The sequence below is a fragment of the Rhizobium sp. Leaf311 genome (assembly GCF_001423445.1).
Classification (GTDB): domain Bacteria; phylum Pseudomonadota; class Alphaproteobacteria; order Rhizobiales; family Rhizobiaceae; genus Agrobacterium.
Map to the genome: position 1 here is coordinate 126,944 of NZ_LMNZ01000020.1, position 19,534 is coordinate 146,477.

Genomic DNA, 19,534 nt, shown 5'->3' on the forward strand with positions numbered 1-19,534 from the left:
TTACAATCTTCAATGTCATCTCTTTATAACGCCTCTGCCGCTACATGGCATTGGCGTGTTTTGTTTTTCCTGCCCTCATACTTGCTTTTGATAAACGTCAGATCGCTCGTCGCGATGTCATCATGTCGCCGAGAGCGGCCTGATTTGCGTGGTGTGGAAAAGAAAATTCCTGTTCTATCGGGTCATGTTTTCACCGCCCTGCGGGCCAAAAAAAACATCTGCTGCCAGCGGACTGCAGGCGGTTCGTATCTCCGTACCGCATTCCCTAATTTTCAATTGTTATCAACGGTTTGTTGAATTGTGTCCGGCATCTTGCGCAGGGCGGTTTGCGACATGGTCGATATTCCAAGTCACGATTGACTTGAAATGGCACTTAAACTCTTGCAGAGAGGGCTTGGCTGCGATAACCACTGCGGCGTTGCAACATAATATCGACCCTGCGGATTCTTCACTCCAATGGGCTGTGCCCGACGCTCGGTCGGGCAAGGAAGAGACAATGACTGAACTCCTCAGTTCCTACATTCCGATCGCAATCTTCATTGGTATCGCGCTTGTCATCGGTCTGGCGCTGTTGATTGCGCCTTTTGCCGTTGCCTACAAGAACCCCGACCCGGAAAAGCTGTCTGCTTTCGAGTGCGGTTTCAACGCGTTTGACGATGCGCGCATGAAGTTCGACATTCGCTTCTATCTGGTGTCGATTCTCTTTATCATCTTCGATCTCGAAGTTGCATTCCTGTTTCCCTGGGCGGTGTCCTTCGGTGAAATGGGCTGGTTCGGTTTCTGGTCGATGATGGTATTCCTTGGTGTTCTCACCATCGGTTTCATCTATGAATGGAAGAAGGGGGCACTGGAATGGGCGTAGTTCAGAACAATACGACGCTTGTCGCGCCACAGCCCAAAGGCATTATCGATCCGTCGACGGGCAAGCCTGTCGGCAGCGATGACGGCTATTTCACCGAAATCAACGACGAGCTTGCCGATAAGGGCTTCCTCGTCACCTCTACGGACGAACTGATCACCTGGGCGCGCACGGGCTCGCTGATGTGGATGCAGTTCGGTCTCGCCTGTTGCGCCGTCGAGGGTCTGATGCAGGCATCCGGCCCACGTTACGACATGGAGCGCTTTGGTGTGGCTCCGCGCGCATCTCCACGTCAGTCTGACGTGATGATTGTTGCCGGCACGCTGACCAACAAGATGGCGCCTGCGCTTCGCAAGGTCTATGACCAGATGCCGGAGCCACGTTATGTCATCTCCATGGGCTCCTGCGCCAATGGCGGCGGCTATTATCATTATTCCTACGCTGTGGTGCGCGGTTGCGACCGCGTTGTTCCTGTCGATATCTATGTGCCGGGCTGTCCCCCCACGGCAGAGGCACTGCTTTACGGCGTGCTGCTGCTGCAGAAGAAGATCCGGCGCACCGGTACGATCGAGCGTTAAGGGCAAAGGACGGATAAGGAATGAGCGAAGCTCTCAACGACCTCTCGGCCTATGTGCAGGATGCGCGCGGTTCTATGATCGAATCCGCCGTTATTGCCTATGGCGAACTGACGCTGAACACGACGCCGGACAATGTCATCGCGCTGTTGACCTTCCTGCGTGACGACGTGCAGTGCGGTTTCGTCAACATCATCGATATCTGCGGTGTCGACTGGCCGAGCCGCGAAAAGCGTTTCGATGTGGTCTATCACCTGCTGTCGCCGCGTCAGAATCTGCGCGTTCGCCTCAAGCTGCAGGTGGCCGAAGACGAAGCCGTGCCGTCTGCAACCTCTGTCTTCTATGGGGCGGAATGGTTCGAGCGCGAAGCATGGGACATGTATGGCATTCCTTTCGAAGGCCACTCTGACCTGCGCCGCATTCTCACCGACTACGGATTCGAAGGTCATCCGCTGCGCAAGGACTTCCCCGTTACCGGCTTCGTTGAAGTTCGCTACGACGACGTCCTGAAACGCGTTCTCTACGAACCCGTCGAGTTGAAGCAGGAATTCCGCAACTTCGATTTCCTCTCCCCTTGGGAAGGAACGGATTACGTTCTTCCTGGTGACGAAAAGGCCAAGCAATGAGCGACGTTGCCGCCACAGAGCAAGGACAATGTCTTTGCGGCGCTGTTCGCTTCACAGCGAAGATCGGCGCCCGGGAGATTGGTGTTTGCCACTGTTCCATGTGCCGTCGCTGGTCCGGCGGTGTTTTTCTCGGCGTCGAATGCGAAAGCGTATCGATCGAGGATGACAGCCATCTCGGCGTCTTCTCGTCTTCCGAGTGGGGCGAGCGCTGCTTTTGCAACAGCTGTGGCAGCACCTTGATGTGGCGGTCGAAAGATGGCGCACATAAGGTCGTTTCTGTGCAGGCCTTTGACGATCCTTCAAGCTTTAGCTTGGTATCTGAGATCTTCATAGACGAAAAGCCGACGAGCTATTCGTTCGCCGAGGCCACGAAAACGATGACTGGCCCCGAATTTATCGCCATGATCACGTCGGCGGAGCAACACTGATGACTGAACATAACGTTCGCAATTTTACGATCAACTTTGGCCCGGAGCATCCTTCCGCGCATGGCGTGTTGCGTCTGGTTCTCGAACTCGATGGCGAAATCGTCGAGCGCGTTGACCCGCATATCGGCCTGCTGCACCGTGGTACGGAAAAGCTGATCGAGACCAAGACCTATCTCCAGGCCGTCCCGTATTTCGACCGTCTTGATTACGTCGCGCCGATGAACCAGGAACATGCTTTTGCGCTTGCCGTGGAAAAGCTGATGGGTCTCGAGATTCCGATGCGCGGGCAGTTGATCCGCGTCCTTTTCTCCGAGATCGGCCGTATCCTGTCGCATATCATGAACGTCACGACCCAGGCGATGGACGTTGGTGCCATGACGCCGCCGGTCTGGGGCTTCGAAGAGCGCGAAAAGCTCATGGTGTTTTACGAGCGCGCGTCCGGCGCCCGTCTCCATGCCGCCTATTTCCGCCCGGGTGGCGTCCATCAGGACCTGCCGCCGGAGCTCGTCGATGACATCGGCAAATGGTGCGATCCGTTCATTACATTCCTCGACAATGTCGAAGGTCTTCTGACCGAGAATCGTATCTACAAGCAGCGTAACGTCGACATCGGCGTCGTGTCGCTCGAAGACGCGCTTGCCTGGGGCTTTACCGGCGTCATGGTTCGCGGTTCTGGTGCGGCGTGGGATTTGCGCCGTTCGCAGCCCTACGAATGCTATTCCGATCTCGAATTTGACATTCCCGTCGGCAAGAACGGCGATTGCTATGACCGTTATCTGATCCGCATGCAGGAAATGCGCGAATCGATCAAGATCATGAAGCAGTGCGTCGAGCTTTTGCAGGGCAAGCACCGTATTGGCCCCGTGTCGTCTCTCGATGGCAAGGTCGTTCCGCCAAAGCGTGGCGAAATGAAGCGCTCCATGGAAGCCTTGATCCACCACTTCAAGCTTTACACGGAAGGCTATCACGTGCCTGCCGGCGAAGTGTACGCAGCTGTTGAAGCCCCCAAGGGCGAGTTCGGCGTCTACGTGGTCGCCGATGGTTCCAACAAGCCTTATCGCTGCAAGATCCGCGCTCCGGGTTACGCGCATCTGCAAGCCATGGATTTCCTGTGCAAGGGACACCAGCTTGCCGACGTAACCGCTGTTCTCGGCTCTCTCGACATCGTGTTCGGGGAGGTTGACCGCTGATGCGTTTGCCGCTGGCCATTCTGGCTCTCTGTGCCGCGACTACACCGCTTTGCGCCCAAACGGCGCAGGACGGCGTTTCGTCGCAGGCAAGCGGCGGTTCATCTTCTGTCAAGCAGCTTCTGTCACAAGGATACGAGATTAAATCCTCGCTTCCCAATGGCGGAAAATTCATTGTGTTCATGCAAAAAGACAAAGCGGCCTATGCTTGCGAATTCGTCACGGTGACGAAATCGCGTTGCGAGTCGCTCAATTGATGGGGCGTGAGGAAGTATGTCCGTTCGTCGACTAGCCGAAGATCAGTTCCAGCCCACGGGCTTCGCGTTTAACGCGGAGAATTCTGCCTGGGCGGAAAAAACGATCCAGAAATATCCCGCCGGACGCCAGCAATCGGCGGTTATCCCGCTGTTGATGCGTGCGCAGGAGCAGGATGGCTGGGTAACCCGCGCCTGTATCGAGAAAATCGCCGACATGCTGGACATGGCCTATATCCGTGTTCTCGAAGTTGCGACTTTCTATACGCAGTTCCAGTTGAAGCCTGTCGGCACGAGGGCCCATATCCAGGTCTGCGGCACGACGCCGTGCATGTTGCGTGGTTCCGAGGCACTGATGGATGTGTGTCGCCACAAGATCCATCATGATCCGCTGACACCCAATGAGAGCGGCACGCTGTCCTGGGAAGAGGTGGAATGTCAGGGCGCCTGCGTCAATGCGCCGATGGTCATCATCTTCAAGGATGCCTATGAAGATCTGACGCCTGAGCGTCTGGAAGAGATTATCGATACGTTCGAGGCTGGCAAGGGTGACACCATCAAGCCTGGTCCGCAGATCGACCGGCATCTCTCGGCCCCCATTGGCGGCCTGACGACGCTGACCGAGGAAACCAGGCCCGATCGTTCCAACCTCGACAAGAAGGAAGAGGCTGCGCCAGACGCTGTGCAGACTCCGCCATCGAACGCCGCAAGGGCAAAGACGGACGCACCGGAAACGGATCCGAAGCTAAAGACACCCGCAACGGAGCCGAAGGCAGCAGAGGCCAACGTCAAGGCTTCCGAGTCGGAAAACTCCGGCAAGACGCCGAAGTGAGGGGTTGAATCATGTTAAAAGATCAAGATCGCATCTTTACCAATCTCTACGGCCTTAAGGACACCTCGTTGAAGGGCGTGCTCGCACGCGGTCACTGGGACGGCACGAAGCAGATCATCGAAAAGGGTCGTGACTGGATCATCAATGAGATGAAAGCGTCGGGCCTGCGTGGTCGCGGTGGCGCTGGCTTCCCGACGGGCCTCAAGTGGTCCTTCATGCCGAAGGAAAACGATGGCCGTCCGCATTACCTCGTCGTCAACGCCGACGAGTCAGAACCCGGTACCTGCAAGGACCGCGAAATTCTGCGCCACGATCCGCATACGCTGATCGAAGGTTGCGTGATCGCCGGTTTTGCTATGGGCGCCCACACCGCTTACATCTATGTTCGCGGCGAATATATGCGTGAGCGCGAAGCGCTGCAGGCGGCGATCGACGAATGCTACGATGCTGGCTTGCTGGGCAAGAACAACAAGAACGGCTGGGATTTCGATATCTACGTTCACCACGGCGCAGGTGCCTATATCTGCGGCGAGGAAACGGCGCTTCTCGAAAGCCTCGAAGGCAAGAAGGGCCAGCCGCGCCTCAAGCCTCCATTTCCGGCCAATATGGGTCTCTATGGCTGCCCGACAACCGTCAATAACGTCGAGTCCATCGCCGTTGCGCCAACCATTCTGCGTCGCGGCGCATCGTGGTTCTCGTCCATCGGTCGTCCGAACAATGTCGGCACAAAGCTGTTCATGGTGTCCGGCCATGTCGAGCGTCCCTGCACGTTTGAAGATGCGCTTGGCCTGTCCTTCAAGGAACTGATCGAGCGTCACTGTGGCGGTATCCGTGGTGGCTGGGATAATCTGCTCGGCGTCATTCCAGGCGGCGCATCGTGCCCCATCGTTCGCGGTGAGGACATGAAGGACGCCATCATGGACTTCGACGGTATGCGCGAAGTGAAGTCGTCCTTCGGTACCGGCGGCATGATTGTCATGGACAAGTCCACCGACGTCATCAAGGCCATCGCCCGTATCGCTGCCTTCTTCAAGCATGAAAGCTGTGGCCAGTGCACCCCTTGCCGTGAAGGTACGGGCTGGATGTGGCGCGTGCTGGAGCGCATGGTCAAGGGCAACGCGCAGAAGCGCGAGATCGACATGCTGTTTGAAGTCACCAAGCAGATCGAGGGTCACACCATCTGTGCGTTGGGTGATGCTGCTGCATGGCCGGTTCAGGCGCTGATCCGCAATTTCCGTCCGGAAATCGAAAAGCGGATCGATCAATATACCTACAGAGCCATGGATGATGGCGCTGTGCTTGAGGCTGCCGAGTAACACCGGCCAAAGTAACACCTCAAGGGTGTTGCGAGGGGCGGGGATCGGGTGTACCGGTCCCTTACATCGTTAAAGCATCTGGCGCCTTGTGAGTCTTGCCGGATGCGATCAGGATTTGTCCGCGACCGCGCTGATGCGAGATGGACAGGCAACAGGACGTAAGTAGGACCATGACAAAGCTCAAGGTTGACGGTAAAGAGATCGAAGTTCCGGATCATTTCACGCTGCTGCAGGCGTGCGAGGAGGCCGGTGCTGAAGTTCCGCGCTTTTGTTTTCATGAGCGTTTGTCGGTCGCGGGTAACTGCCGCATGTGTCTCATCGAGGTAAAGGGCGGACCGCCAAAGCCTGCGGCCTCCTGCGCCATGGGTGTGCGCGATATTCGCGGCGGCCCGAATGGCGAATTGCCGGAAGTTTTCACCAACACGCCGATGGTCAAGAAGGCCCGCGAAGGCGTGATGGAATTCCTGCTCATCAACCACCCGCTGGATTGTCCTATCTGCGACCAGGGCGGCGAATGCGACCTTCAGGACCAAGCGATGGCCTTCGGTATTCCGGGTTCGCGCTACTCTGAAAACAAGCGCGCCGTGGAAGACAAATATATCGGACCGCTCGTCAAGACGGTCATGAATCGCTGCATTCACTGCACGCGCTGCGTCCGCTTCACCACCGAAGTTGCCGGCATTTCCGAACTCGGCCTCATCGGTCGCGGTGAAGATGCTGAAATCACAACCTATCTTGAGCAGGCGATGACGTCCGAGCTGCAGGGCAACGTGGTTGACCTCTGCCCCGTCGGTGCGCTGACATCGAAGCCTTTCGCCTTTACCGCCCGCCCATGGGAACTCGGCAAGACCGAAACCATCGATGTGATGGACGCTCTCGGTTCTGCCATTCGGGTCGATACGCGTGGCCGCGAAGTCATGCGTGTCATGCCACGCGTCAACGAAGCCATCAACGAAGAGTGGATTTCCGACAAGAGCCGCTTTATCTGGGATGGTCTCAAGACCCAGCGTCTGGACCGGCCTTACGTCCGCAAGGATGGCCGTCTGCAGCCTGCCAGCTGGGCTGAGGCTTTCGGCGCCATCAAGGCAGCCGTCGGTTCGACATCGGGTGATAAGATTGGCGCCATCGCGGGTGATCTCGCTTCGGTCGAGGAAATGTTTGCGCTGAAGTCGCTGCTGGCATCGCTCGGATCGACCAACGTCGATTGCCGTCAGGACGGTACTGCACTTGATCCATCGCTTGGTCGCGCCAGCTATCTGTTCAACGCGACGATCGAAGGCATCGATCAGGCGGATGCGGTTCTGATCATCGGCTCCAATCCGCGCTACGAAGCCTCCGTGCTCAACGCGCGTATTCGCAAGCGCTGGCGTCGCGGTGGCCTGCCAATTGCCGTTATCGGCGAGGCGGGTGAGCTGCGCTACGATTATGAATATCTCGGCTCCGGCACCGACACGCTGTCCGATCTGACAAACGGTTCGCACAGCTTCATCGAAAAGTTTAAGGCTGCGAAGAACCCGTTGATCATCGTAGGTCAGGGCGCTCTGTCGCGTGAAGATGGTGCTGCGGTTCTCGGCGCGGCGGCAAAGCTGGCCTTGGCTGTCGGCGCTGTTTCGGCTGAGTGGAATGGTTTTTGCGTCCTGCATACGGCTGCTGCCCGCGTCGGCGGACTTGATCTCGGCTTCGTCCCGGCAGACAAGGCGCTTAACGCCGCCTCCATCGTGGCATCGGCTGAAGTGCTGTTCCTGCTGGGTGCGGATGAAATCGATCTTTCGAGCAAATCCGCGAAGCTCACCGTGTATATTGGTTCGCACGGCGACAATGGCGCCATGAATGCCGATGTCATCCTGCCGGGTGCTGCCTATACCGAAAAGTCGGGAACATGGGTCAACACCGAAGGTCGCGTCCAGATGGGCAACCGCGCCGGCTTCGCACCGGGCGAAGCTCGCGAAGACTGGGCAATCCTGCGGGCACTGTCTGATGTGCTTGGCCACAAGCTGCCGTTCGACTCTTTGTCGGCTCTGCGCGCGCAGCTCTACGTCGCCCATCCGCATTTTGCCGATGTGGACGCTGTAACGGTTGCCAATACATCTGATATCGAGGGGCTCGCGACCACGGGCGGTGCGCTTGGCAAGGCAGGCTTTGCTTCGCCGGTGAAGGATTTTTATTTGACGAACCCGATTGCGAGAGCGTCCGCCGTGATGGCCGAATGTTCCGCATTGGCCCGCAACAACTTCAAGGCTGCGGCAGAGTAAGGGTAGGGGATTATGGACTCGTTTTTCTGGAGCTACGTCTGGCCAGCGCTGATTATTGTCGGCCAGTCTCTGCTGCTTCTCGTTTTGTTGCTGGTGTCTATCGCCTTCCTTCTTCTTGCCGACCGTAAGATCTGGGCGGCGGTGCAGCTGCGCCGTGGCCCCAACGTGGTCGGTCCATTCGGTCTGTTCCAGTCCTTTGCCGACCTTTTGAAGTTCATTCTGAAAGAACCCGTCATTCCGTCGGGTGCCAACAAGGCCGTGTTCCTGCTGGCACCGCTGGTTGCCGTGACACTGGCTCTGGCGACCTACGCCGTCATCCCGTTTGCGGATGGATGGGTGGTGGCCAACATCAATGTCGGCATTCTCTACATTTTCGCGATTTCGTCGCTTGAAGTGTATGGCATCATCATGGGTGGTTGGGCGTCTAACTCCAAATACCCGTTCCTCGGCGCGTTGCGCTCTGCGGCGCAGATGGTGTCCTACGAAGTCTCGATTGGCCTCGTCATCGTCACTGTGTTGCTTTGCGTGGGTTCGTTGAACCTGACGGATATCGTCAATGCGCAGCATTCCGGTATCGGCACGTCGCTCGGTCTGCCTGCCTCCTTCCTGGATTGGCATTGGCTGCCGCTGTTCCCGATGTTCATCATCTTCTTCATTTCTTCGCTGGCCGAGACCAACCGTCCACCGTTCGATCTGCCGGAAGCGGAATCGGAACTTGTAGCCGGTCACATGGTGGAGTATGGCTCCACCCCGTACATGATGTTCATGCTGGGTGAATATGCCGCCATCGTTCTGATGTGCTGCCTGACGACCATCCTGTTCCTCGGAGGCTGGCTTCCCATCGTGGATGTCTGGTTCCTCAACTGGGTACCGGGTATCGTGTGGTTTGCGCTGAAGGGCGGCATGGTCTTCTTCATGTTCGGTCTCGTTAAGGCATTCGTTCCACGCTACCGCTATGACCAGTTGATGCGTCTTGGCTGGAAGGTGTTCCTGCCGCTGTCGCTCGCCATGGTTATTATTGTTGCATTCGTACTCAAGCTGACGGCAGGCGCATGATGATGTGCGCAGCCCTCGCTTGCAGATCTGGAGGTTGAGATGGCCAGTCTTTCCCAAGCCGTCAATTCACTGTTCCTGAAGGAATTCGTCGGCGCCTTTTTTCTGACCATGCGTCACTTCTTTAAACAGAAGGCAACGGTAAACTATCCGTTCGAAAAAGGTCCGGTCAGCCCGCGTTTTCGTGGTGAGCACGCTTTGCGTCGTTATCCCAACGGCGAAGAGCGCTGCATTGCCTGCAAATTGTGTGAGGCGATCTGTCCTGCCCAGGCCATCACCATCGAAGCTGGCCCACGCCGCAACGATGGCACGCGCCGCACGGTTCGTTACGATATCGACATGGTAAAGTGCATTTACTGCGGCTTCTGCCAGGAAGCTTGCCCTGTCGATGCCATCGTCGAAGGTCCAAACTTCGAATTCGCGACGGAAACCCGCGAGGAACTGTATTTCGACAAGCAGAAGCTTCTCGATAATGGCGATCGCTGGGAGCGTGAAATCGCTCGCAACCTTGCTCTGGATGCGCCTTACCGTTAAGGCAGCATGATGTCTCCGCAGCAGTGCTTCGGAGGGGGTAAAACAGTCAATGCCTGTCGGTTATCGCTGGCGGGAACGAAACGGGCATGCGACTTCAGGGTCGCGTTTGTCCGGTGAGGACAAAAAGGCACCAACATGGGTCTGCACGCTGTATTTTTTTACATCTTCGCTTTCGTCGCCGTGGCGTCTGCGTTCATGGTCATCGCTTCAAAGAACCCCGTTCACTCGGTGCTGTTCCTTATCTTGACCTTTTTCAATGCCGCAGCGCTCTTCCTGCTGACCGGCGCTGAATTCCTGGCGATGATCCTGCTCGTCGTTTATGTCGGCGCCGTGGCGGTGTTGTTCCTTTTCGTCGTCATGATGCTGGACGTGGATTTTGCCGAACTGCGCTCCGGCGTGCTGCAATATGCGCCGATTGGCGCTTTGATCGGCATCATCCTTGCGGCTGAGCTCATCATCGTCGTGGGCGGCAGCGTGCTGAACCCGCAGGCAGCGAAATCCATCACCATGCCGATCCCGAACCCGCTGGAGCGCACCAATACCGCGGCACTCGGCGACGTGCTCTACACCAACTACGTTTACTTCTTCCAGCTCGCCGGTCTGGTGCTGCTGGTGGCAATGATCGGCGCGATCGTGCTGACACTTCGCCACCGCACCGATATCAAGCGGCAGGATATTGCCACCCAGGTCGGTCGCGATCCCAAGACCGCTGTTACGACAGTCAAGGTCAAGCCGGGTCAGGGCATCTAAGGCGCGAACGGATCCAAGGAAAACATATTATGGAAATCGGTCTTTCCCATTACCTCACGGTCAGCGCGGTCCTCTTTACGATCGGCATCTTCGGAATCTTTCTCAACCGTAAGAATGTCATCGTCATCCTGATGTCGATCGAACTGATCCTGCTTGCGGTCAACCTCAACATGGTCGCGTTCTCGTCCTTCCTGAATGATATTGTTGGCCAGGTCTTCGCACTGTTCATTCTGACCGTTGCTGCTGCGGAAGCTGCCATCGGTCTTGCAATACTCGTTGTCTTCTATCGCAACCGCGGTTCGATTGCCGTGGAAGACGTCAATATGATGAAGGGCTGATAAGGCTATGATCTACAAAGCTATCGTCTTTCTTCCGCTGATCGGTTTTCTGATCGCTGGCCTGTTTGGCCGCTCCATCGGTGCCAAGGCTTCCGAATATGTCACAACCGGCCTGATGATCGTTGTTGCGATCCTGTCCTGGGTTGTCTTCTTTGATGTGGCGCTTCTGAGCCATGAAGCTGGCGAAGTCATCAAGGTGACTGTGCTGCGCTGGATTCAGTCCGGTGGCATCGATGTCGAGTGGGCTTTCCGCATCGATACGCTGACCGCCGTCATGTTCGTGGTGGTCAATACGGTTTCATGCCTCGTGCATCTGTATTCCATTGGTTACATGCATCACGATCCGCATCGTCCGCGTTTCTTCGCCTACCTTTCGCTCTTCACCTTCGCCATGCTCATGCTGGTTACGTCTGACAACCTGTTGCAGATGTTCTTCGGCTGGGAAGGCGTGGGTCTGGCATCCTACCTGCTCATCGGCTTCTGGTTCAAGAAGCCGTCTGCCTCGGCTGCCGCGATGAAGGCCTTCATCGTCAACCGCGTCGGCGACTTCGGTTTCATTCTCGGTATTTCCGGCCTGTTCGTGCTGTTCGGATCGGTGAACTTTGAAACGATCTTTGCTGCTGCCGGCACCTATCTGCCAGCAGATGGCGCCGCCTCGACCGATGTCGTCATCAATCTGTTCGGTATGCAGCTGGACAAGGCTCATGCATTGACCGGCGTTTGCCTGCTGCTCTTCATGGGCTCAATGGGTAAGTCGGCGCAGTTCCTTCTGCACACATGGCTGCCTGATGCCATGGAAGGCCCGACCCCTGTGTCGGCTCTGATCCACGCCGCGACCATGGTCACGGCTGGCGTCTTCCTCGTCGCGCGCATGTCGCCGATTTTCGAACTGTCGCCGGACGCACTGACATTTGTCACGCTGATCGGTGCGATTACGGCGTTCTTTGCAGCGACGGTCGGTCTGGTTCAGAACGACATCAAGCGGGTGATTGCCTACTCGACCTGTTCGCAGCTCGGCTACATGTTCGTTGCGCTCGGCGTTGGCGCCTATGGTGCAGCCGTGTTCCATCTGTTCACGCACGCTTTCTTCAAGGCGCTGCTGTTCCTTTGCGCCGGTTCGGTCATTCACGCCGTGGATGGTGAGCAGGACATGCGGTTCATGGGTGGTCTGCGCAAGCACATCCCCATTACCTTCTGGACGATGACTGTCGGCACGCTGGCGCTGACCGGCGTTGGTATCCCCGGAACGATGATCGGCTTTGCTGGCTTCTTCTCCAAGGACGTGATCATCGAGTCGGCCTATGCGTCGCACAATGCGGTCGCGGGCTTTGCCTTCGTGCTGCTCGTCGTTGCCGCGCTGTTTACCAGCTTCTATTCCTGGCGCCTGGCCTTCCTGACCTTCTTCGGCAAGCCGCGCGCTTCCGCAGATGTCATGCACCACGTCCATGAATCTCCGATGGTTATGCTGATCCCGCTTTTCGTGTTGACGGTTGGCGCGGTTCTCGCCGGTGTCGTTTTCGAAGGCTACTTCTTCGGCCACGAATATGCGGAATTCTGGAAGGGCGCTCTGTTTACGCTTCCGTCCAATGAAATCCTCGAAGAGTTTCACCACGTTCCATTGTGGGTGAAGTGGAGCCCGTTCTTTGCGATGGCCCTTGGTTTCGTGACCGCCTGGTACATGTATATCAAGTCGCCTGAAACGCCGAAGCGTCTGGCAGCGACCCATCGTGGCCTCTACCAGTTCCTTCTCAACAAGTGGTATTTCGACGAGCTCTATGACTTCCTCTTCGTTCGTTCCGCAAAGGCGCTTGGTCGCTTCCTGTGGAAGAAGGGCGATGTCGCAGTCATCGATCACTACGGACCGAACGGTATTGCAGCACGGGTGGCTGATGTGACCAACCGCGTCGTTCGCCTGCAATCGGGTTACCTTTATCATTATGCCTTTGCGATGTTGATTGGCATCGCGGCGCTTGTCACATGGATGATGCTCGGGAGTGCCTTCTGATGACCGATTGGCCAATTCTTTCAACGGTCACCTTCTTGCCGCTGGTCGGCGTGGTGCTCCTGCTTCTGACGAATGCGAACGGACCTTACGGCCGCCGCAACGTGCTCAACGTCTCGCTGCTGACCACCGTCTTTACATTTATCGTGTCGCTGTTCATCTGGATCGGGTTTGACAATTCCAACCCCGGCTTCCAGATGGTGGAAAAGCACGCCTGGTTCGGCGATATCGCTGCCTATCACCTTGGTGTTGACGGCATCTCGATGCTGTTTGTCATCCTGACGACATTCCTGATGCCATTTTGCGTGCTCGCGAGCTGGAACGCCATCGAGAAGCGCATCAAGGAATACATGATCGCCTTCCTTCTGCTGGAAGTCGTCATGGTCGGCGTGTTCGTCGCGCTGGATACGGTTCTTTTCTACGTCTTCTTCGAAGCAACGCTGATCCCGATGTTCATCATCATCGGCGTGTGGGGCGGCAAGGATCGCGTTTACGCCTCCTATAAGTTCTTCCTTTACACGCTACTGGGCTCGGTTCTGACGATGCTCGCCATCATGGCGATGTACTGGCAGGCTGGCACCACCGACATGACGGAACTGCTGAAGTTTGGTTTCCCGGCTGGAATGCAGACCTGGCTCTGGCTTGCCTGCTTTGCGGCTTTTGCGGTCAAGATGCCGATGTGGCCTGTGCACACATGGTTGCCTGACGCTCACGTCCAGGCGCCGACGGCAGGTTCGGTCATTCTGGCTGGCGTCATGCTGAAGCTGGGTGGTTACGGCTTCATCCGTTTCTCGCTGTCGATGTTCCCGCTGGCATCGGACTATTTTGCGCCCTTCGTCTTCACGCTGTCCGTGCTGGCCATCATCTACACGTCGCTGGTTGCGATGATGCAGGACGACATCAAGAAGCTGATCGCCTATTCGTCGGTTGCGCATATGGGCTATGTGACGATGGGTATCTTCGCGGCCAATGTTCAGGGCGTGCAGGGTGCTATCTTCCAGATGCTGTCGCACGGTATCGTGTCGGGCGCGCTCTTCCTGTGCGTCGGCGTGGTCTATGACCGGCTTCATACCCGCGAGATCTCGGCCTATGGCGGTCTCGTCAACAACATGCCGAAATATGCCGTGGCCTTCATGGTCTTTACCATGGCCAATGTGGGCTTGCCTGGTACCTCCGGTTTCGTTGGTGAATTCCTGACGATCATCGGCGTTTTCCGCGCCAACACCTGGGTCGCGCTGTTTGCAGCGACTGGCGTCATTCTTTCGGCGTCCTACGCTCTGTGGCTTTACCGCCGGGTGATCTTCGGTGCGCTGGAAAAGGAAAGCCTCAAATCCATGCTTGACCTGTCGGCTCGCGAAAAGGTCATCCTCTATCCGCTGGTTGTGCTGACGATCTTCTTCGGCGTCTATCCGGCACCGGTTTTCGATGCCACGGCAGCATCTGTGGACCTTCTGATCAATAATTATACCGCCGCATTGCAGGCAGCGCAGAATGTTGCGCTTTCTCTGAACTGACGACAGGACCCGTTGGACATGACCGCTGAAATTCTTTTTGCCAGTCTGCGCATCGCGACGCCCGAGCTGATCCTTGCGGTCGGCGCTCTGGTGCTGCTCATGATTGGGGTCTTCTCCGGGGACAAGTCGACCAACACGGTCATGGGTCTTTCCATGGCTCTTCTGGTGGTCGTCGGTCTGTGGATCATCTTCGCGCCTGCAACGGGCGAAGCATTCGGCGGCGTTTACGTCGCCGATGCCTTCGGCAACTTCATGAAGGTGCTGGCGCTGATTGGCTCCATCGTCGCCATGATCCTGTCGATTGGCCACAGCCGTGTGGAGCCGATTGGTCGTTTCGAATATCCCGTGCTGCTGGTTCTTGCCACGCTCGGCATTCTCTTGATGATCTCGGCCAACAACCTGATTTCGCTCTACATGGCGCTCGAGCTTCAGTCGCTTGCTCTTTACGTCATCTGCGCGATCAATCGCGAGAGCCTGCGCTCGACCGAGGCTGGCCTGAAATATTTCGTTCTGGGTGCTTTGTCTTCGGGCATGTTGCTCTATGGCATGTCGCTGGTCTACGGCTTTACCGGCAACACCGGATTTAGCGAAATTGCGGCGGTCCTTTCTTCCGAAACGCGCTCGCTTGGCCTCGTCTTCGGTCTGGTCTTCGTGCTGGCCGGTCTGGCATTCAAGATTTCTGCTGTGCCATTCCACATGTGGACACCGGACGTTTATGAAGGCGCGCCGACAACGGTTACTGCGTTCCTGGCTGCGGCACCGAAGGTTGGCGCCATGGCGATCTTCGTTCGGATCGTGGTCGATGCGTTCCAGCCCGTCTTTGGCGACTGGCAGCAGATTGTCGTCTTCGTTTCGATCGCCTCCATGCTGCTCGGTGCCTTTGCTGCCATTGGCCAGCGCAACATCAAGCGTCTGATGGCCTATTCTTCCATCAGCCACATGGGTTATGCGCTGGTTGGCCTTGCGGCCGGCAGTCAGTCGGGCGTGTCGGGCGTATTGTGGTACATGGCGGTCTATATGGGCATGACACTTGGTACATTCGCCTGCATCCTGGCCATGCGCCGCAAGGACGTCGGCAATGTCGAGGATGTGAACGATCTGGCTGGTCTTGCCTCGACCAATCCTTTCATGGCGTTGGTCCTGACGATCCTGATGTTCTCGCTTGCGGGCATTCCTCCGCTGGCTGGCTTCTTCGGCAAGTATTATGTGTTCCTTGCTGCCATCGAAGCACATCTTTACCCGCTTGCGGTTATCGGTGTCATCGCCTCGGTCGTCGGTGCTTACTATTATCTGCGCATCGTCAAGGTCATGTGGTTCGATGAGGCGAAGGGTGGCTTTGAAAAGGCTGCGGGCGAGTTGCGCGTTGTTTATGCCTTGTCGGGTCTCTTCGTTGTCGGCTTCATCCTCTTTGGTGGCATGTTCACCAACGCGGTCACAGCCGCAGCAAAGACGTTCTTTTGAGCGATAGACGCATGAAAACGGGCCGGGTGTCACTCGAAGACTTCCGGCACGAAGCTTTAGGCGAGACTTCATCCACCAATGCCGAGTGCTTTGCGAGAGCTAAGGCGGGTGACGCTGGCAACCTCTGGATCACGGCGGTGCGTCAGACCGGTGGTCGTGGCCGTCGCGGCAGATTATGGGTTTCCGAAGCTGGCAACCTTTATGCCTCACTCCTCCTGATCGATCCTGCTCCTCCCGAACACATTGGTTCCCTGCCACTCGCTGTTGCCCTTGCCGTTTACCGGGCTGTCGGGGCGGTCCTTCCGCCCGGCGGCGCGCCGCTGGAAATCAAGTGGCCGAACGATATTCTGATTGGCCGTAAAAAAACCTGCGGTATTCTGCTGGAGGCCGAAACGCTTCCAGATGGACGCATGGCGCTGGTGATCGGCATTGGTATAAATATAGCGCATATGCCGGATAGCCCGGCTTATCCGGTTACGCGGCTTGGCGAGCACGGTGTTTCAGCCAGCCCTGAAGAGGTTTTTGCACATCTTTTTCGGGAAATAGCTTACATTCTCTCGATATGGAACGGCGGCGAGGGTGTGGCCGAAGTCATGCGCCTATGGCGGTCCGCAGCCTGCGGCATCGGGGAAGCGATCACGGTCAATCTTCCCGATCGCTCTCTGCGCGGGCGTTTTGCCGGAATTGATGATAAAGGTTTTCTTCTGCTGCAGGAAGATGAGGGCCAACTGCGCTCGATTGCGGCTGGCGATGTGTTTTGGGGTGAGCCGGGCGGTGCTTGAAGCGCCGAAGTTCACCATGGTGATCTGGAGCATTCCTGCTGCTCGGTAAATGCAGGAGCGCGGCGGCTGGCATCGGCCGTTCGTGCGAATGACAAAATGGTGCATTCCCCCATTGCCGTGTCGGGAGACGTGGCGATGCATCGCATGATTGGATGTAGAAGCTGATGACCACGAACGACGAATTTGTATTCCTGCCGCTTGGCGGCGTAGGCGAAATCGGCATGAACCTGGCGCTGTATGGCTATGGGCCTGCTGCAAAGCGGCAGTGGATCATGGTGGACTGCGGCGTTACTTTCGCCGGGCTGGATCTGCCGGGCGTGGATCTCGTGCTTCCCGATATCCGCTTCATCGAGGAGCAGCGCGGCAGCCTCAAGGCCATCATCATCACCCACGCGCATGAAGATCATTACGGCGCGCTGAATGATCTGTGGCCTGGCCTGAACGTGCCGGTCTATGCATCCGGCTTTACTGCCGGGATGCTGGAAGCCAAGCGGGATTATGAGGGAACGCGGGCCGAAATTCCGATCACCCCGTTCAAGGCGGGAGATCGCATTAATGTCGGCCCGTTCGAGATCGAAGCCATTGGCGTCAACCATTCGATCCCGGAGCCCATGTCGCTTGTCATCCGCACACCGCTTGGCAATGCCGTCCACACGGGCGACTGGAAGATCGACCACGCCCCATCTCTGGGTCCGCTGACTGACGAAGCGCGGTTTCGTGCCATCGGTCAGGAGGGCGTATTGGCAATGATGTGCGACAGCACCAATGCCCTGCGCGATGGTGTTTCGCCGTCCGAGGAACAGGTGTCGGAGGGGCTTCGCCAGATCATCGAGAATGCCGAGGGGCGCGTGGCGATCACCACCTTCTCGTCGAATGTTGGGCGTATTCGCTCCATTGCCCAGGCCGCCGAGCGGGCAGGGCGCGAAGTATTGCTGCTGGGATCGTCCTTGAAACGCGTCGTCAACGTGTCCCATGATCTTGGCATCATGGAAGGCATCAAGCCGTTTCTGGCCGAGGATGAGTTCGGCTATATTCCGCGCAACAAGGTAGTGGTCATCCTGACGGGTTCGCAGGGCGAATCCCGCGCCGCACTCGCCAAGCTGTCGCGTGATGAAATGCGCAATGTAGCCCTGGCATCGGGCGATACCGTGGTGTTTTCCTCACGCGCCATCCCGGGAAATGAGAAGGCCATCCTCGATATCAAGAATGGCCTGATAGAGCAGGGCGTCCATATCATCACGGATAATGAGGCGCTGGTCCATGTGTCGGGCCACCCGCGCCGCAATGAATTGCTGCAGATGTATGAGTGGGTGAAGCCCCAGATTCTCGTGCCGGTGCACGGCGAGGCCGCTCATCTCGTCGCGCAGAAGGAGCTGGCGGAGCAGGCCGGTATTGCGCAGGTTCCCAAGGTCCGCAATGGCAATATTCTGCGTCTGGCGCCGGGCCCTGCAGAGGTGATCGATGATGCGCCGCATGGTCGCGTCTTCAAGGATGGCCGTCTGGTGGGCGATTTCGAGGAGATGGGTATCGGCGATCGGCGCAAGCTTTCCTTTGCCGGTCATGTCTCTGTCAATGTCGTGCTGGACAGCCGGTATGACTTCCTCGGTGATCCCGATGTCGTTCCCTTTGGTTTGCCAGAGTTCGATGATGAAGGCGAAGCCATGGAAGACACGCTGTATGACGCCGTTCTCGGTGCTGTCGAAAGCATACCGCGGGCGCGTCGCAAGGATTTGAATGTCGTTCGCGAGTCGGTGCGCCGTGCCGTTCGCGCAACCGCCAATCAGGTCTGGGGCAAGAAGCCCATCGTTACGGTTTTCGTGACGAAGGTCTGACGGCCGGTTTCAAGCAAGGTTTCGGGGAGGAAACATGCTGGGTCGTATCAACCATGTCGCGATTGCCGTGCCGGATCTGAAAGCGGCTGTCGCGACCTACCGGGACACTTTGGGTGCTGCGGTCTCGCAGCCCCAGGCGTTGCCCGAACACGGCGTGACAGTTGTCTTTGTGGAACTGCCCAACACCAAGGTGGAACTGCTGGAGCCATTGGGACAGGGATCTCCAATCGCAGCCTTTCTCGCCAAGAATCCGGCGGGTGGGATGCACCACATATGTTATGAGGTCGATGACATCATCGCAGCAAGCAACCGCCTGAAAGGCGAGGGTGCCCGCGTGCTAGGTGATGGAGCGCCAAAAACCGGAGCGCACGGCAAGCCTGTCCTGTTTCTGCATCCCAAGGATTTTTGTGGCACCCTGATAGAGCTTGAGCAGATTTGAACACAGGCTGACTTCAGGCCAACGTGATTTTGCGCTAAGTGCGATATCCGGTGGACAGGCCGGAGAAGCCGGAAGACCATCCGGGATTTTGTGAGGACGTCGGTTATGCAGTGGCTTTCAACATTTGCCGTCTATTTCATCGTCTGGTGGACAGTCCTGTTCATCGTGCTGCCCATCGGCCTGCGCACGCAGTCTGAGGATGGCGACGTGGCTGTGGGAACGGTGGCCAGCGCCCCGGCGCGCTTCAAGGGCGTGCAGATCATCCTGACGACGACGGTGGTTGCAGCAGTTATCTGCGGCCTCTGGTATCTGGGAACCTGGTACTTTGGGGTCAGCCTCGATGACCTGCCACGGATTATCCCCGTTTACGACTGATTTTTGTCATCTGGTTGTCATGTATAACCGCCATACATCGCGCAGAAGCGGCGCCACGCGTTGACAGACATGAAATAGCCTTGATTTGTTTTGGTGATTTGGTGCCATCTTGCAAAAAGGCAAAA

The 19,534-nt window shown here is 57.2% G+C and carries 20 protein-coding genes and 1 pseudogene; all 21 read left to right on the forward strand.

Features of this window, described 5'->3' with window-relative positions:
- A partial coding sequence (locus ASF69_RS23455; protein WP_210173790.1) for a hypothetical protein occupies positions 1 to 297 on the forward strand: 297 nt, incomplete at its 5' end.
- Between the two features lie 199 nt (positions 298 to 496).
- Positions 497 to 862, forward strand: a complete 366-nt coding sequence (locus tag ASF69_RS17425; protein WP_062589474.1) for an NADH-quinone oxidoreductase subunit A — start codon at positions 497 to 499, stop codon at positions 860 to 862.
- Entirely contained in the window at positions 853 to 1,437 is a 585-nt protein-coding gene (locus ASF69_RS17430) for an NADH-quinone oxidoreductase subunit B (protein ID WP_062589475.1), read from the forward strand. The genes ASF69_RS17425 and ASF69_RS17430 overlap by 10 nt, the downstream gene beginning before the upstream one ends.
- Positions 1,438 to 1,457: 20 nt before the next feature.
- The gene (locus ASF69_RS17435; RefSeq protein WP_062589476.1) at positions 1,458 to 2,060 is read left to right on the forward strand and encodes an NADH-quinone oxidoreductase subunit C; all 603 of its coding nucleotides are present in this window, start codon (positions 1,458 to 1,460) and stop codon (positions 2,058 to 2,060) included.
- Positions 2,057 to 2,488, forward strand: a complete 432-nt coding sequence (locus ASF69_RS17440; RefSeq protein ID WP_062589477.1) for a GFA family protein — start codon at positions 2,057 to 2,059, stop codon at positions 2,486 to 2,488. Before ASF69_RS17435 ends, ASF69_RS17440 begins: the two co-directional genes overlap by 4 nt.
- Entirely contained in the window at positions 2,488 to 3,678 is a 1,191-nt protein-coding gene (locus tag ASF69_RS17445) for an NADH-quinone oxidoreductase subunit D (RefSeq protein ID WP_062589478.1), read from the forward strand. Before ASF69_RS17440 ends, ASF69_RS17445 begins: the two co-directional genes overlap by 1 nt.
- Complete coding sequence (locus ASF69_RS17450) at positions 3,678 to 3,932, forward strand: hypothetical protein (RefSeq protein ID WP_062589479.1); 255 nt, start codon at positions 3,678 to 3,680, stop codon at positions 3,930 to 3,932. Before ASF69_RS17445 ends, ASF69_RS17450 begins: the two co-directional genes overlap by 1 nt.
- A gap of 16 nt (positions 3,933 to 3,948) precedes the next feature.
- Positions 3,949 to 4,746: pseudogene (gene nuoE, locus ASF69_RS17455) on the forward strand (NADH-quinone oxidoreductase subunit NuoE); the annotation flags it as partial.
- Positions 4,747 to 4,772: 26 nt separating this feature from the next.
- Positions 4,773 to 6,077, forward strand: a complete 1,305-nt coding sequence (gene nuoF, locus ASF69_RS17460) for an NADH-quinone oxidoreductase subunit NuoF (protein ID WP_062589481.1) — start codon at positions 4,773 to 4,775, stop codon at positions 6,075 to 6,077.
- Positions 6,078 to 6,247: 170 nt separating this feature from the next.
- A complete protein-coding gene (nuoG, locus tag ASF69_RS17465) occupies positions 6,248 to 8,329 on the forward strand; it encodes an NADH-quinone oxidoreductase subunit NuoG (RefSeq protein ID WP_062589482.1) in 2,082 nt (693 codons plus the stop codon).
- Positions 8,330 to 8,341: 12 nt separating this feature from the next.
- A complete protein-coding gene (nuoH, locus tag ASF69_RS17470; protein WP_062589483.1) occupies positions 8,342 to 9,385 on the forward strand; it encodes an NADH-quinone oxidoreductase subunit NuoH in 1,044 nt (347 codons plus the stop codon).
- A 39-nt stretch (positions 9,386 to 9,424) separates the two neighbouring features.
- Positions 9,425 to 9,916 (forward strand): NADH-quinone oxidoreductase subunit NuoI, encoded by a 492-nt coding sequence (gene nuoI / locus ASF69_RS17475; protein ID WP_062589484.1) that lies wholly within the window; start codon positions 9,425 to 9,427, stop codon positions 9,914 to 9,916.
- A gap of 135 nt (positions 9,917 to 10,051) precedes the next feature.
- A complete protein-coding gene (locus ASF69_RS17480; protein ID WP_062589485.1) occupies positions 10,052 to 10,666 on the forward strand; it encodes an NADH-quinone oxidoreductase subunit J in 615 nt (204 codons plus the stop codon).
- A gap of 29 nt (positions 10,667 to 10,695) precedes the next feature.
- Positions 10,696 to 11,004: an NADH-quinone oxidoreductase subunit NuoK gene (gene nuoK, locus ASF69_RS17485; RefSeq protein ID WP_042619655.1), complete on the forward strand. Its 309-nt coding sequence runs from the start codon at positions 10,696 to 10,698 to the stop codon at positions 11,002 to 11,004.
- A 7-nt stretch (positions 11,005 to 11,011) separates the two neighbouring features.
- Entirely contained in the window at positions 11,012 to 13,009 is a 1,998-nt protein-coding gene (gene nuoL / locus ASF69_RS17490) for an NADH-quinone oxidoreductase subunit L (protein WP_062589486.1), read from the forward strand.
- Entirely contained in the window at positions 13,009 to 14,520 is a 1,512-nt protein-coding gene (locus ASF69_RS17495; RefSeq protein ID WP_062589487.1) for an NADH-quinone oxidoreductase subunit M, read from the forward strand. The genes nuoL and ASF69_RS17495 overlap by 1 nt, the downstream gene beginning before the upstream one ends.
- A gap of 18 nt (positions 14,521 to 14,538) precedes the next feature.
- Positions 14,539 to 15,981 carry an NADH-quinone oxidoreductase subunit NuoN gene (gene nuoN / locus ASF69_RS17500; protein WP_062589874.1) on the forward strand — a complete coding sequence of 481 codons (1,443 nt, stop codon included), beginning with the start codon at positions 14,539 to 14,541 and terminating at the stop codon, positions 15,979 to 15,981.
- Between the two features lie 11 nt (positions 15,982 to 15,992).
- Complete coding sequence (locus ASF69_RS17505) at positions 15,993 to 16,763, forward strand: biotin--[acetyl-CoA-carboxylase] ligase (protein WP_062589489.1); 771 nt, start codon at positions 15,993 to 15,995, stop codon at positions 16,761 to 16,763.
- A gap of 164 nt (positions 16,764 to 16,927) precedes the next feature.
- On the forward strand, positions 16,928 to 18,595 hold the full coding sequence (locus ASF69_RS17510; RefSeq protein WP_062589491.1) for a ribonuclease J: 1,668 nt from the start codon (positions 16,928 to 16,930) through the stop codon (positions 18,593 to 18,595).
- Between the two features lie 34 nt (positions 18,596 to 18,629).
- On the forward strand, positions 18,630 to 19,034 hold the full coding sequence (gene mce, locus ASF69_RS17515; RefSeq protein WP_062589492.1) for a methylmalonyl-CoA epimerase: 405 nt from the start codon (positions 18,630 to 18,632) through the stop codon (positions 19,032 to 19,034).
- 105 nt (positions 19,035 to 19,139) lie between these two features.
- Positions 19,140 to 19,409 carry a DUF1467 family protein gene (locus ASF69_RS17520; protein ID WP_062589493.1) on the forward strand — a complete coding sequence of 90 codons (270 nt, stop codon included), beginning with the start codon at positions 19,140 to 19,142 and terminating at the stop codon, positions 19,407 to 19,409.
- Positions 19,410 to 19,534 lie beyond the last annotated feature (125 nt).